Origin of the sequence: Paenibacillus sp. FSL H8-0457, from assembly GCF_038051935.1 — a bacterium.
Lineage (GTDB): Bacteria > Bacillota > Bacilli > Paenibacillales > Paenibacillaceae > Paenibacillus_AQ > Paenibacillus_AQ lautus_A.
In genome coordinates this window covers 2,889,708-2,903,098 of sequence record NZ_CP150293.1, presented here as the reverse complement: position 1 = coordinate 2,903,098, position 13,391 = coordinate 2,889,708, and the positions used below count along the sequence as shown (strand labels likewise).

Here is a 13,391-nt window from a genome sequence, read left to right as displayed (position 1 = left end):
AAGATTTCATTTCATTTATTATTCTTTGAAGACCTGATAGATTGCCTTTACCTAATGTTGAATAATAATTGACATGCTTTTGAGATGCATTTAAAGCTTTTGTAATATATTCTTGCCCAAAATCTTTCTTTATACTTTCAAACAAAAACTTTGGTTTCATTATTAAATGCTCTCTTGTATACATCTCCATTCATAATCGCAAGAAATATGGTTATAAATGCTTGTGCTGATCCTTCATTCATTGCTGTAATCTGATTAATTTCCTTTTTTCCTTCAGTTCTTGTAATAAGCCCTAAGTATACCTTCTTAGCTATTTCATAAGCGGCTTCGCTCATTTCCATAGTGATTTTCATTATACTCTCCTATAATAGATAAATGTTTTTATATTCGTTGATTTCCTATAACGTTGATGCATTCACGAACCCTCACCGGCTTAAGCCCGTAGGGCGGGTCGTCAGACTTAGCCGGTGCAGGGTTGTCCCCTGGGTTTACTCCCCTGCCTCCGCCTCGGGGGACCGAGAGACGCTACAGCGGCCCGATGCGTGAATGCTATGTTATACGTCGGTCTCGCTTCATTGAACTGCTTACATAGTTGTTCTTTTTCATTTTATGTAGTTCTAATGTGCTCAACTTTGCTAATTCTCTCTGAATAATTCGCAAGCAATAGGTCCAATAATCCATCCGGTACTAGTTTTTCCTGTTCATTATCCTCGAATCCATTAATTGATTTCCAAACTGCTTTAAATGGATTTATTCCTTCTATGCCTTCGATAACTTCTCTTTTGTATAAGTCATGATCAACAAGATCGGCTTCATAAATGAAATCTACTTCATGACCTATCTGATCCAAGTATGTAAATAGGTTTTCGATGACAAACTTTAGCTTGGGTTCTTGTATTTCAGCATTTAATTCTTCTTTTACTTCTCGAATTATTGTCTCTTTACTATTCTCTCCATACTCAACCGTTCCACCAACCGGCCGATAAAAAGTCTTGTTTACGGCTTTATCATATGTTTCTTCAACTAATATTTGATCGCCTCTTCGAATTAGACACAATGAAACGGTCCTAATGATCATTCAATGATTCCTTTCTATGTTTTACTATGTATTTTTAGAGACTGTCGTATAACGTTGTTGTATTCACGAACCCGAAAGGCTTAAAGTAGCGTCAGCGACTGGGTCGAAGACTTAGCCTTGCAGGAGTTGTCTGCCGGATACTACTTCCTCGAAATCCCTCTGGCAGACCAAGGGGCGTAGCCCCGCAGCGTGAATATGGTGTTAGCAGATGTCAGGGGCTTCTTCGAGCTACTTTCAATGAATTCACGACTTTCAATGTGCTTGGTTCATTAAGATTGAGATATATTCTTCATCTTTAAGCCTTGTCACCTTACAGTTCTCATTGGATTCAAATTCTACTATTCTCTCTTCAATTGTTTTATTAGTACTATCTTTAAATACGTCCTCTCTATCATAGTGAGGAAAAATAAGCTTGTCGGTTACACCTAATGCCTTAAAATCCGTTAAATCCATTGTGTTCATCTGTGGAGTAAAGAAATCGACAATGTTAATATTCGGCCCCAGTAATAACGCTCCAGCACTTACTCCAATTATAATTACATTCTGTGCGGCCAGTGTTTTAATAATTTCATCAGCACCACTTTTCTTAGCGTAATACAATAATGTAAATGGATTTCCACCATTGATATATATAACATCTCTATGTATGAGAATTTGCGGGTCATCAAATTCTATATCTACAAAATTAATATGCTGAAACCCCATGTCCTTGAAATCTTGCATTGCCATTTGTGCATATCTATTATTTTCTTTCATAGGGGATGCTGTTGTAATAATAGAGACCTTTAATTGAGAAATATCTCTATCAATAAAATCCAGAAATTGATTTTTAATATCTTCAGTATAAAAACCACAAGAGGTTAGTAACAAGCTACTCATTGAAATCCCCGTCCTTAAATAGTTTATCTAATCTTTATAATTTAATTAAGTATTCCCCTGATTTCTGCTAACGTCTTTTTCACGAACTTCGCAAAAATATCATCTCTGGAGGTGTTTACGAAGTTCGTGAACACTCCTTCACCAATCATGTTTACGATTTCTCTTCCGGAATCTCCTCTTCCAATTGATCTAACGGACTTTTAATCCTTCTTATGTCCTTCACACTCACATGGGTGTACCTTTCGGTGGTGCGTACACTTTGATGACCGAGCAACTCTTGAATGAAGCGAATGTCAATTCCACCTTCCAACAAGTGGGTAGCGAATGAATGGCGTAATGCGTGAATACTAACCTTTTTCTGGATTCCAGAGGCAGTACGTGCTTGTTCGAACACTTTTTGAACCGTTCGTTCAGTTATATGGCGCTCTGAGTGTTGACCTGGGAACATCCATTTCTCGGGCTTTTCTTGTTGTAAATACGGTTGAACAATATCCATAGCTGTATCGGATAATAGCGTAAGACGATCCTTTCGACCTTTTCCTCGAGAAACTCGAAGCGTTTTTCGCTCGAAGTCAATGTCTTGAGTTTTCAACCGGACCACTTCGCCTACCCGTAATCCTGAGGAATAGGTAAGGTATAGGATCGCACGATGTTTTAAATTATGGAGTGCTTTTAAGATCAACATCACTTCTTTCATCGATAACACATTCGGCAACTTCTTTTCTTTCTTAGGGCGAACATAAGAGACTGTTTCCTCATGCAATAGTACTTTTTGAGCATAGAATTTGATCGCGCTGAGCGCTTGATTAACATAGGAATGAGAACATTTCCTATGAAGTAAGTGCAAGGAATAACTCTGAATCATTTTCTCGTGACCCAACCCATAATTTTGCTGTTGTACAAAATTGTGAAATCGATGGACTTGACTACAATAAGCTTTTATCGTTTTTTTACTGTAACCTCGAAGCTGCAGTGCATGAACGAAAGACCTTTTTATCGACTCATCCCATAAATAGATTGGAATGCGTTCCTGCATGTAAACTTCATTGTTAAACAAGCTGCACTCTTTCATCAATATGCTATCAACATGAATCATCGTTCCTTCAAAAAGTGTATACAACTGTCGAATGGATTCGAGTGTAAATGGAATCATCCAGACCTTTTTATCACTGACCCATTTCCTTCCTGGAATTTCTCGAATCTTCATCACCATTTGTTCATCATACTTAAAACGAACATACAAGGAATTTCCATCATTCCGAGACAACCATATACTCACATTCCCACCCTCCCATTATAGCAGCAACCTAATTATTGGAAAGCAAAAAGAGCTCACAATCGCCGTAATCGACGTTGTAAGCTCCCGATACTTTCGGTGCTATATCCTTTATAATCTAACCGCATCCAAATCAGTAATATCGTTTAGGGATTTAAAATTCTTATAGCGATTAAATTGATTAAACCATAATCAAGGTAGTCATGGCTACCTCATTTCTTACCGGAATTAGATCCAAGAGAAATGTCTTCCCGACTCGATTCCATATCCATTACGAATTTACGTGCCGAGGCACAAGTGACACGGCCTACCTTTACAAACATTTTAGTAGCGTTGCCGAGTTAATGGAGGTCATGTCCAAGGAGAGGATGGAAGATTTGGAACGCTGCATCGTGATCGAGAAAAAAATATCCCTTCAAGAGGTGGATTATGTGGAACTACCCTCCAATATGGTAGCGCTATTCAACCGTGTGCTGGAGAATCGGCAGTTCTACGAAGCCTTCATTTTAATCCATCCGGACACGCCATTCACGCGTCATTTCAAAGCCACGCTATACCATTTCGTTAAGGTTGGCTCGAAGCTTCCATTGAGACAGGCGCTGAGATCAGCGTCCCGTTCGACGTGGGGATCAACTTTATCATGGGTGCGTTTCACGAGACCATCTTGTGGTGAATGTTGGAGGGGTATCCCTACACTCCACGGGATATGACGGCCATGGTATGACGCTTGTCCATTAACGGCCCTTATCAATTATATAAATCAGAAGGAATATTTGTCCATTCCATCGAAATACAATGAACTAACAGAAATGGATAGAAAGTGATGTGTATGAGATGAATGGAATTCTGGGTGTATCCGGACTATCGTTCTTGCTGGTGACGCTATTTACGCCGCTGCTCATCTGGGGTTTGCGCACCTTAAAGCTAACGCAGCCGATTCGGACCGAGCTGCCTCCCGATCATCAAGCCAAACGCGGGACGCCGTTGATGGCTGGCCTTATTTTGTTGATTGGCATTGGGATGTCGCTGCAGTTTCAGCCTACGCCGCTAACTGTTTTTTTATGTTCGACCTTTCTTCTGTTCAGCTCGATCGGGTTTATGGACGACTTCAAAAAAGCGGCGTGGCAGGACCCGTCCGGAATTTCCGGCCGCATGAAGCTCGTGCTTCAGTTCCTGTTTACCGGAGCATTACTGTATGTCCTGTTCCAATCCTTCTCGCTGACAAGTGATATCGCGCTCTTCAACGGGTTCCAGCTTCACCTGCCGATCAGCGTCTACATCGTCATCATGCTGCTGTTCATTGTAGGCTCGGCGAATGCCATCAACTTTACCGACGGATTGGACGGACTGTTGATCAATGTGGCCATACCCACCTACTTTTTCTTCTTCCTGATCTCCGATAAACCGGAGGTTCAGATGTTCTCGCTGGTCATGATCGGCTGTCTGCTGGGCCTGCTGCTCTACAACATTCATCCGGCCCGGGCTTTTATGGGCGATACGGGATCCCTGGCCATCGGCGGTTCCCTCTCATTCCTTGCGGTGATCGAGAAGGTCGAAATTCTGATTCCGCTGCTGTTCCTGATCTATTTGGCGGAGCAGCTTTCGGTTATCCTGCAGGTATGGTATTACAAACGGACCAAGCTACGCCTGTTCCGGATGGCGCCGATCCATTTCCACTTCAGTCTCAAGTACGGCTGGAGCGAGAACAAAATCGTGATGATATTCGGTTTTGTCTCCTGGTTTATGGCTCTGCTCTGTTGGGTGCTGGCAAAATACGTCATGTGAACCATTCCAATGGACAAGCAAAGCAAGAGCCTCCTGGTAGATGCCCCGAACTCTGCCAGGAGGCTTTTTTACATATTGAAACCCAACGCTGATTAGGATTTAGACATCGTGATCTCTTCAAGCTCTTTCTTCAGGCTGTGAAGTGTGGACGCACGTTCTTCGTCATTCTGGACGTCATATAGCAGCTGCTCCATGAACTCCCAGATATCCTCCAATTTACGTCTGCCTTGATAAAACGTCAGCGCCTCGCTGTTCATCTCGTAATCGCTATGCGTTTCTTTATAAATCCTCATAAATGTTTCGAAATAGGGTTCACCAACAAAAAACATCATATCGGCTTCGACCGGCGCCAGCTTCAGCCCCTCCCAGTCAATCAATATCAATTGCTGACCATCCGACATCAGATTCCAGGCATGCACGTCGGTGTGGCACAGCGCCAGGCGAAGATCGCGTTTCTTCAACGCTTCGGACAGCGCTTCCACTTCAAGCATCAAACGCATTAAGCAGTCGATATGGGGATTCACGACTTCACTGATGTCAACCGGCTTCTTCGTATCCAGCGCCTCCCTTAGCTGACCAAGAAAAGGCACCGAAAAGCTTTCCGTCATGGCACTTGTCACCAGCGGAAAATCTTCCCCGTAACGATGGAGCTCAGCGATGATCTGTGCCAGTTGTCTCACTTGATTCTCCGTCAGCTTGCGGTCTGCGATCGTGACCCCGTCGATATATTCATACAACAAATAAATGCCTTCGTTATCCTCGCATCGATAACGTTGGTCTGTCGTCAGCATCGGCACCGGAATGCTGCCCTTTAATCGACTATGCTCCTCAAGCCACAGCAGGATCGGAACATAATCGTCAATCAGCGCAGTCCATTTGGGTGTGGAGGCCCGGCTTTTCTCATAAACTTTCAGGAAATAGTTCTGTGCCCCGTTACTCACTTTGTAAGCAAGCGCGGCCCAACCGCCCTGCTGGGATACAATAACGGAATGACTCAAACCGTAATATTCCTTCAAAATGCCCTGTAGTCGGTCCATGTTTCCTCCTATCTATGCACTTACCATGCCTCATAATCTCTTTGATTTATCATAACGGTAAGAAGATATGTCATAAAGTCCATCATTCATTTTAAGTAAAAAACAAGGATGCTCTTCTAGCATCCTTGTTTTCACTCATCATATCTTATTTTATTCTAATGGCCTGCCTTCTTTATAATAGAGATTCCGATTGAGAATCACGAAGAATATATGTACGTTCCGGTACCCGTGCTCCGACAGGATCTCGTGTATGCTGGCCGCAACCGCATCATGGGTCTCCTGAGCCCGCTGGAACATCAGGATTTCGACGGATAACGGCGTATTTGTAATGATCCGATATGGAAGCTGTTCTATTTTCACGATTTCTTTCGGAATTTGAACAATACCGGCGAATGTTTCAACCACGGTTGGCGTTATTTCTTCGAGGAAAACTTCTGAAAATCCTTTAAAACGTAAATATGGCACACTTATCCCTTCATTTCATCGATTTATTGGTCTTCTGGATGTCCGCAAGTGACTTTTATCTCTCTTCTACTATACAATAATGTTATTGTGAAAGGAATCACTATGATGCAGATATCTAAATTGGCCGGTAAAGTTCAATTACAGCTGTCCTTTCAGTTGCCCCGTACGATGCGATTCCGATACACTGAGTAAGTGTTCCGTTTTGTGGAAATTATTCATTCATGGAGGTGAAGACGAATATGGGACAAAATCCATGGGATGCCGAATGGGAAGTGACGGAGCCGTTAGTCCGGCTGCTGCTTAACCGTCAATTTCCCCAGCTGTCCTCATTACCCATCCAAGAGATCGGCAGCGGCTGGGACAATACTGTCTATCGCATCGGCGAAGAGTATGTGTTTCGTTTTCCCAGAAGAGCATTTGCCATCCCTTTACTTCAAACCGAAGCCAAAATCCTGCCCAAGCTGGCGAATTACATAACATTACCTTATGCTAAGCCCCTTTTCTTCGGAAAAGAAAGCGCAGACTACCCCGCGCCTTTCCTGGGGTACACCTATCTTTCCGGGACATTTCCGATTGGACTGACGGATGAAACACGGATGCAGTCGGCGGCAGCGCTCGCGCGCTTTCTGAAGAACCTGCATGCCTTTCCCGTGGACATAGCGCAGCAAGAAGATGTAGCGGAGGACCATCGTAATCTGACCGATCTTGCTGGGCGCAGGGATAAAATGCTGGACTTTCTAGCCCGGCTTACCCTCCATTTTACGGAAGCAGAAATGAAGGAGATCGCCGACTATTTGCACGGCATTTCCTTAGATCGGGTCAAGCAGCGACATATTCTTATTCATGGAGATCTCCATTTCAAAAACATGCTGGTGGACGAAACAGGCAAGCTTTCCGGCATCATCGATTGGGGCGACTGCAGCATCGGACATCCCGCCTGCGACCTGAGCATTGCTTACAGCTTCTTGCCTCCGGCTTCAAGGGAGGGATTTTTTGAAGCCTATGGCCGCGTGGACGAAGAAACGAAAGTGCTGGCTCGTTTAATCGCCGTTTATATCCCCATGCTCATCTTCATGCAGGCTATCGACGATAAGGATGAAGCCGTTGCACAGGAAGCCAAATCAATTATGAAGCGTGCCATCTCGATTTGATGCTTCCATGAGATTTTTGTATCTAATGGCAATAACAAAAAGAAGCTTGAGGGTTCAAGCTTCTTTTTATTCGATTAGACCTTTGCCCTTGGTTAGATTTTCAACACTCCCATTAATGGCATGATGGCTTTTATCACGTTCATGCCCAGTTTAATATGAGGCACGATCTGTCCCAGGAAGCCGAGAGGGCCTGCAGGCGCAGCCGCCACTCCCTCCTCGGCTCCTTCGGCTGACGGAGCGCTTGGAGGACCGCCAAAGAGGTCGCTTAAAAATCCGGATATTTGCGCTTTGTCTCCGCTTCGGGCAATCGCAGCCGGCATCTTATTGTTGGCTCGGAGCCCTGATAGCGTTACTTCCCCGCCTTGGATCTGATTCAGTTCGCCGACGTAATAGCTGCCGTCCTTCAGAACGACCACGACCGGCTGACCTACCCAATGCTGCGGTGGCATCGGCTTGGAAGCGGATCTGGACTTCCTTGCGCGTTTCGAAGGCATATAAGGATCACCTCGCTTCCCATATCCATGATGATGACATCATATGCACAAAACACCTTTCTTTCTTGTGCCTTTATAGGATGATGATATAAATGCATAAAAACCTAGATTGCGAGAATATTTCGTTCCACTGTGGCTTTTTGCATACCTCCGGTGTCTAATAAACTGTAAGGTCAAGAGGAGGTTCTTATCCATGTCTAGAGCTCATGACAAACTCCCTGGTTATCCGGATAATCAAGGAACAAAGCAAACATTTGAAGATACGTATGACGAATATCGCCCGAGGATCCGGCATTATCTCGCACTGAAATTGAATCCGACGGCGGCAGATGACTTAACCCAGCAAGTGTTTTTAAAGGCAATGGAGAACCTTGATAAGTTTAACGGAACATCCAGTCTGTTCACTTGGATCTTCAAAATTGCTCAAAACACAGTCAAAAACGAGTATCGAAGTTTAGCGCGAAAGAATGAAAAACCTTATGACTTTACACGTTTTGAATCGCAGTCCATCTCCCTTGATTTTGCAGGTTATGTTGATATTCGAATTGATATCGGAGCAGCGCTTAAGAAGTTAAGTGAACGGGATCAGCAAATCATATCTTTACGATTTTTTGTGGATTGTACGCTGCAGGAAATTTCCCAGATTGTCGGCATGCGCGAGAGTGCGGTGAAAAACCGATTGTATCGGTCCTTAGCGAAGCTGAAAAAAGAATTAAGAGAATGGGGTGACATCACGATTATGTCGATACTCGACTTGATATCCATTGAAAGTAAAAGTGAGGCAAATCATCATCAGAACAAGGTGCATCAGGACCTGTTTCAAGAACTCAAGAATAATGTAGAACAGATGGCAGCGAAATATAATCATCAGCCTTCCCGCAAAATCGTTATTGAAATTTATCCCGACCTGCCCACATTCCATCAAGCCGTAGGCGAAAGCGATGCACCTAATTGGTTCATGGGCACGTTCGATAACAACACGTTAAAAATCGTCTCGCCCTTGAACCCGGGACCCGAGCATACTTATCACTCGATCCTCCGGTCCACCCTGCACTTGTATGCCATGTGGTTGATTAGTGATATTAATCTGCTGGCACCTAGATGGATCCGTCAGGGCATCGGGGGGTACGAAGCTCAGCAGATGTCGGAAGACTTCATTCGAAGCACGACGACCGAAGCTATTCTTAGTCGGGCAATTCCAAGCTTCGAGGATCTGAATGATGATTCCTGGGATTTCGGCAAAACAGGATTTCAGTTTTCATATTTGCTCGTTGCGTTCATGATTGAAAAATACGGGTTAGATTCATTGAACCAATTCATTCGCAATCCAGATGATTATTACGGCATCTTCCATCTTTCCAAGGAAGATCTTCATGAACAGTGGGCGAAACATCTCCAGCACCAGCTTCATTAAATCAATGGAAACCCGGTCATTGACCGGGTTTCCTAGCCTTTTTCAATTGAATTCATCATGCCTTGCATGCATTTCTTATCTTGAATCATCGGATGGATAGCTGGGATGATGCCCAAGCTCCACTTGCCATGCAATCATGGTGACGCTGTCCTTAATCCCGCGTTCATGCGACATTTGCATGAAATCCTTCACGCCTTTTTCCAGATCAACGCCACGCAGCTGTTTCATATGTTCCAGAAATAACGGTCCCCATTCTAAAGCGCCATCGGTGCTTAATACAATCACGTTTTTCCCGGAGCGCAGCTCTCTTACGCCCGTGGAATAACAAGGGACCTGCTTATCGAAGGTGTTTACCTTCCCTATCCATTCGTAGAAATTCCGTTGATTGAGCAAGGTTTGCCCAAGCGCTGTCAATTCGGGATGAAGAAGATAAAGCAGGCAATCCCCGACGTTAAACCACCACAAGTATTCTTCGCGTCTGCAGCATATGAGACAGGAAGTTTCACCGGCAATTCTCCTGCAATCCTCGCGAAAGCGTTCGGAAGTCAACATGCCCAGCAAATAGTCATGCAGGTTTTGAAAACACTGCTCGATTGGCTCGCGAAGGATGTCGGCGATCTCGGATGCGGCCCCATCGATATAGGATAAGACGAGCTGGGCGCTCTCATCGGTTTCATGGGCATCCAGCAGCAGGACGAACTCCAAGTCAGATTCCGCATCGATCCAGATATAAGCGCCATCCTCGTTTTTATCCGCCCCGGCTGCCGAGCTGCCGCCATACCGGCCCAGTACCCCATGGGAAACCGCAATCGTCTGCGGATCGTCGAGGAACATGCTGATGCTGCCGTGCCACTTCACGATATGAGGCCTCATGGAGAAACCTCATCCTGCGCCATATAATGCCTGATTCGCGAACACACTTCTTCGATCTGAGCGGCATCACCTCGGGGGGCTTCCGGCCAACCGCTAATTCCAAACCCCCAATAGGACGCGGGCGTATTCGGATAACGCGGAATCAGATGGATATGCAGATGAGGGACGTGATCTCCCAGCACGAAGGAGTAGATATGTTCCGCGCCTATGCATGCTTTCAATGCGCGACTCACCCGGGTCAGCATCCGTCCGACGGCGGCCGACTCATCGTCCCGCAGCTCCGCTAATCCCGATACATGCCGCTTGATATCGATCATAATATATCCCAGATAAGCTTCGTTGGAATCGGAAGAAATATGGCCTACGTAGAGCAGTTCATCCTCATAAATCGCTCCCCCCGGAAGCTGGATCTCTCCCCGATGCTTTCGACAGATAAAACAATCACGCTCTTTCGCGTTAACCATATGAACCCTTCCCTTCGATAAAATATAAAAAGCCCGTCATCCCCTAAGAGACGACAGGCTAACTACCCGCGCGGTACCACTCTACTTGATCCGATCTTCATCGAATCCGCTTGAAGCCCGATTACGAAGGCTAAACGTCAAGGCATACTCCATTTCTGCCTCACCACTCATGGGCGAGCTTCGGAATCCTCATGGACTGCATTGCACCATTGCTGCAGCTCTCTGGACCATGAACGATTTCTACTACTCCCAATCATTGTGTTTGTATATAAAATTGTTCCTATTATAATTTTCCATATTCATCCTGTCAATGAAGAACGGACTTCATTGTTGCATCACCATTACCTCAATGACCGTATCCGGACAGCGGCTGTCTTAAAACCGGGCATCTTGCAGAACGGATCCAGCTCCGGCCGGGTCGCATGATTGACATTCTGCACGCCGCCCCAATGCATCGGGACGAACAACGTGTCTACTCTTATATGTTCTTTAATCCTGCTGCGTACGGAAAAACGTCCATGCTCCGACACGATTTCTACCCACTCCCCGTCACGGATTCGGTAACGCTGCGCGGTAATCGGGTGGATCTCCACGAAATTTTCAAGCTCGCGCGCAAGCAGGGAAGGACTTCTCCGGGTCTGCACGCCCGTCAAGTAGTGTGACAGAACACGGCCATTGGTCAGAATGAGCGGGTACTCCTCGGACACCCCCACCCATGGATTCCCCGGCATCACGGAAAACACGGCCTTTCCGTCTGAATGGGCGAACGATTGCCGGAACAGAAGCCCCGTCCCCGATTCTTCTTCAGAGGGACACGGCCAATATACTCCCTCTTCCCGGCGCAATCGATCATAGGTGATGCCGAAGTAGTCAGCAATGCCGCCTTTGCTTGCAAGCCTCAGCTCATTAAATATCTCTTCAGGCTCGTGAAAGTCAAAATATTCACCCTTGCCCAATTTGTCTGCGATAGAACACAGAATCATCCAGTCATGACGCGCCTCCCCCGGCGCCTCACGCCCCGCCTTCCGGAGAAGAACCCGTCCCTCCAAATTCGTCAGCGTACCTTCATTTTCCATATAGGAGGTTACCGGCAGGACAAGATCGGCGAATCGGGCCGTTTCGGACATAAACATATCCGCAACCACTAGAAATTCGAGATGGTTCAAACCTGCCTCCACAAGCCCGGCATTCGGATTCGAAACAACGGGATTGGACCCCATCACGAAGAGCGACTTAATTTCGCCTTCATGAATCAACTCCATCATCTCGTAGGCAGAGACGCCCTTTCCAGGCAGGCTGGAAGCCTTAACCCCCCACACGGAGGCAACATATGCCCGGTCCTCCTCATTCTCGATCGATCGATAGCCTGGCAGCTGATCGGCCTTCTGCCCATGCTCTCTTCCTCCCTGACCGTTTCCCTGACCGGTGATCGCCCCGTATCCGCAGCCCTCCCTCCCGATTTTTCCTGTTGCCAAGACCAGATTCAGATAACGACGTACCGCAAGATGGCCATCCGTCTGCTGCTCCACCCCTCGGGCCGTCAGCACCATCCCTGTTTCCGCCATAGCATAGGTTACGGCTGCCTCCTGGATCAGCTCCGCATCTAATCCGCATAATTCGGCGGCCCGCGACAAATCGAAGCTGTCCAAATAGGTTTTCAGCTCCTCGTAACCCGTAGTTCTTGCTTGAATGAAGCCTTCGTCTAGGAGACCTTCATCCACGATCATCTTCAGCATCGCATCCGCCAGTATGGCGTCCGTCCCAGGTCTGATCGCCAAATGCATATCGGCTATTGCGGCCGTTGCCGTTCTGCGCGGATCGATGACGATGATCTTCGCCCCATTCTCCTTGGCCTGGTTGAAGTAAGGGAGCAGCGTAGGCTGGCATTCCGCTATATTGGTGCCGGCCAGCACGATGCAGTCGGCAAGCGGAATATCGGACAGCCTGAACGTCAGTCCCCTGTCGATTCCGAAGGTTTTGCTTCCGGCTGAAGCTGCGGCCGACATGCAGAAACGACCGTTATAATCGATATACCGGGTACCGAGCGCCACCCTGGCAAATTTCCCGAGCAAATAGGCCGTTTCGTTGGTCAGAGACCCGCCGCCGTATACGGCATGGGCATCGGGACCATATCTCTCGGATATCGCCTGAAATCGTTCGCTAATCACGGCCATCGCTTCATCCCAAGAGCAAGGAACGAGTTCGCCGTTTGAACGGATCAACGGATGTTGCAGCCGCTGCGAATGGACTGCGTGCTGATGCGCATTCATGCCTTTGACGCACACCCTGCCTTCGGAAGCGAGGTTCGGTATCCCCTCCACCTTATACCTGGCCTTGCGTTGTCCCGGGATGCCGTTCTCTTCCACAGCAACCGTCATCTTGCACTGTACGCTGCAGAAAGGACATTGCGTCTCTACCACGGCAGCAGTTCCTCCCACAGCGGGCGATTCCGAATAAACCATAACTGACACCTCT

At 46.5% G+C, this 13,391-nt stretch carries 13 protein-coding genes and 1 other annotated feature; of the genes, 3 read left to right on the top strand and 10 right to left on the bottom strand.

Features of this window, described 5'->3' with window-relative positions:
- Positions 1-137: 137 nt before the first annotated feature.
- The 4 genes from MHI43_RS12980 to xerA form a co-directional block, all read right to left on the bottom strand.
- Positions 138-353 carry a hypothetical protein gene (locus MHI43_RS12980; RefSeq protein WP_036665239.1) on the bottom strand — a complete coding sequence of 72 codons (216 nt, stop codon included), beginning with the start codon at positions 351-353 and terminating at the stop codon, positions 138-140.
- Positions 354-607: 254 nt separating this feature from the next.
- Entirely contained in the window at positions 608-1,078 is a 471-nt protein-coding gene (locus MHI43_RS12975; protein ID WP_051425409.1) for an NUDIX domain-containing protein, read from the bottom strand.
- A 252-nt stretch (positions 1,079-1,330) separates the two neighbouring features.
- Positions 1,331-1,957 carry a Type 1 glutamine amidotransferase-like domain-containing protein gene (locus MHI43_RS12970; RefSeq protein ID WP_036665242.1) on the bottom strand — a complete coding sequence of 209 codons (627 nt, stop codon included), beginning with the start codon at positions 1,955-1,957 and terminating at the stop codon, positions 1,331-1,333.
- A 151-nt stretch (positions 1,958-2,108) separates the two neighbouring features.
- Positions 2,109-3,236 (bottom strand): site-specific tyrosine recombinase/integron integrase, encoded by a 1,128-nt coding sequence (xerA, locus tag MHI43_RS12965; RefSeq protein ID WP_036665245.1) that lies wholly within the window; start codon positions 3,234-3,236, stop codon positions 2,109-2,111.
- Positions 3,237-4,067: 831 nt separating this feature from the next.
- On the opposite strand from xerA, the gene mraY reads away from it, so the two are divergent.
- Positions 4,068-5,018: a phospho-N-acetylmuramoyl-pentapeptide-transferase gene (gene mraY / locus MHI43_RS12960; RefSeq protein WP_186326408.1), complete on the top strand. Its 951-nt coding sequence runs from the start codon at positions 4,068-4,070 to the stop codon at positions 5,016-5,018.
- Between the two features lie 92 nt (positions 5,019-5,110).
- Here mraY and MHI43_RS12955 read toward each other — a convergent pair whose 3' ends face one another.
- Complete coding sequence (locus MHI43_RS12955; RefSeq protein WP_036665251.1) at positions 5,111-6,055, bottom strand: phosphotransferase; 945 nt, start codon at positions 6,053-6,055, stop codon at positions 5,111-5,113.
- 150 nt (positions 6,056-6,205) lie between these two features.
- A complete protein-coding gene (locus MHI43_RS12950) occupies positions 6,206-6,520 on the bottom strand; it encodes a DUF1904 family protein (RefSeq protein ID WP_009589457.1) in 315 nt (104 codons plus the stop codon).
- Between the two features lie 239 nt (positions 6,521-6,759).
- Between MHI43_RS12950 and MHI43_RS12945 the strand changes: the two genes are divergently transcribed.
- A complete protein-coding gene (locus MHI43_RS12945; RefSeq protein WP_036665254.1) occupies positions 6,760-7,671 on the top strand; it encodes an aminoglycoside phosphotransferase family protein in 912 nt (303 codons plus the stop codon).
- A 92-nt stretch (positions 7,672-7,763) separates the two neighbouring features.
- Here MHI43_RS12945 and MHI43_RS12940 read toward each other — a convergent pair whose 3' ends face one another.
- Entirely contained in the window at positions 7,764-8,165 is a 402-nt protein-coding gene (locus MHI43_RS12940; protein WP_036665256.1) for a hypothetical protein, read from the bottom strand.
- Between the two features lie 193 nt (positions 8,166-8,358).
- On the opposite strand from MHI43_RS12940, the gene MHI43_RS12935 reads away from it, so the two are divergent.
- A complete protein-coding gene (locus tag MHI43_RS12935; protein WP_036665258.1) occupies positions 8,359-9,579 on the top strand; it encodes a sigma-70 family RNA polymerase sigma factor in 1,221 nt (406 codons plus the stop codon).
- Positions 9,580-9,654: 75 nt separating this feature from the next.
- On the opposite strand, the gene MHI43_RS12930 is transcribed toward MHI43_RS12935, so the two are convergent.
- From MHI43_RS12930 to MHI43_RS12920, 3 genes are all read right to left on the bottom strand, one after another.
- Complete coding sequence (locus MHI43_RS12930) at positions 9,655-10,452, bottom strand: protein phosphatase 2C domain-containing protein (RefSeq protein WP_036665260.1); 798 nt, start codon at positions 10,450-10,452, stop codon at positions 9,655-9,657.
- The gene (locus MHI43_RS12925; protein WP_036665262.1) at positions 10,449-10,916 is read right to left on the bottom strand and encodes an HIT family protein; all 468 of its coding nucleotides are present in this window, start codon (positions 10,914-10,916) and stop codon (positions 10,449-10,451) included. Before MHI43_RS12925 ends, MHI43_RS12930 begins: the two co-directional genes overlap by 4 nt.
- 43 nt (positions 10,917-10,959) lie before the next feature.
- Positions 10,960-11,182 (bottom strand) — a binding site (T-box leader).
- 75 nt (positions 11,183-11,257) lie between these two features.
- Positions 11,258-13,378 (bottom strand): nitrate reductase, encoded by a 2,121-nt coding sequence (locus tag MHI43_RS12920; RefSeq protein WP_051425410.1) that lies wholly within the window; start codon positions 13,376-13,378, stop codon positions 11,258-11,260.
- Between the last annotated feature and the right edge of the window lie 13 nt (positions 13,379-13,391).

Bases quoted from the DNA above. Each gene is read 5' to 3' on its own strand.
- MHI43_RS12975 (WP_051425409.1), bottom strand. From the start codon at position 1,078: ATGATCATTAGGACCGTTTCATTGTGTCTAATTCGAAGAGGCGATCAA.
- MHI43_RS12940 (WP_036665256.1), bottom strand. From the start codon at position 8,165: ATGCCTTCGAAACGCGCAAGGAAGTCCAGATCCGCTTCCAAGCCGATG.
- MHI43_RS12970 (WP_036665242.1), bottom strand. From the start codon at position 1,957: ATGAGTAGCTTGTTACTAACCTCTTGTGGTTTTTATACTGAAGATATT.
- MHI43_RS12935 (WP_036665258.1), top strand. From the start codon at position 8,359: ATGTCTAGAGCTCATGACAAACTCCCTGGTTATCCGGATAATCAAGGA.
- MHI43_RS12945 (WP_036665254.1), top strand. From the start codon at position 6,760: ATGGGACAAAATCCATGGGATGCCGAATGGGAAGTGACGGAGCCGTTA.
- mraY (WP_186326408.1), top strand. From the start codon at position 4,068: ATGAATGGAATTCTGGGTGTATCCGGACTATCGTTCTTGCTGGTGACG.
- MHI43_RS12920 (WP_051425410.1), bottom strand. From the start codon at position 13,378: ATGGTTTATTCGGAATCGCCCGCTGTGGGAGGAACTGCTGCCGTGGTA.
- MHI43_RS12955 (WP_036665251.1), bottom strand. From the start codon at position 6,055: ATGGACCGACTACAGGGCATTTTGAAGGAATATTACGGTTTGAGTCAT.
- MHI43_RS12980 (WP_036665239.1), bottom strand. From the start codon at position 353: ATGAAAATCACTATGGAAATGAGCGAAGCCGCTTATGAAATAGCTAAG.
- MHI43_RS12925 (WP_036665262.1), bottom strand. From the start codon at position 10,916: ATGGTTAACGCGAAAGAGCGTGATTGTTTTATCTGTCGAAAGCATCGG.
- MHI43_RS12930 (WP_036665260.1), bottom strand. From the start codon at position 10,452: ATGAGGCCTCATATCGTGAAGTGGCACGGCAGCATCAGCATGTTCCTC.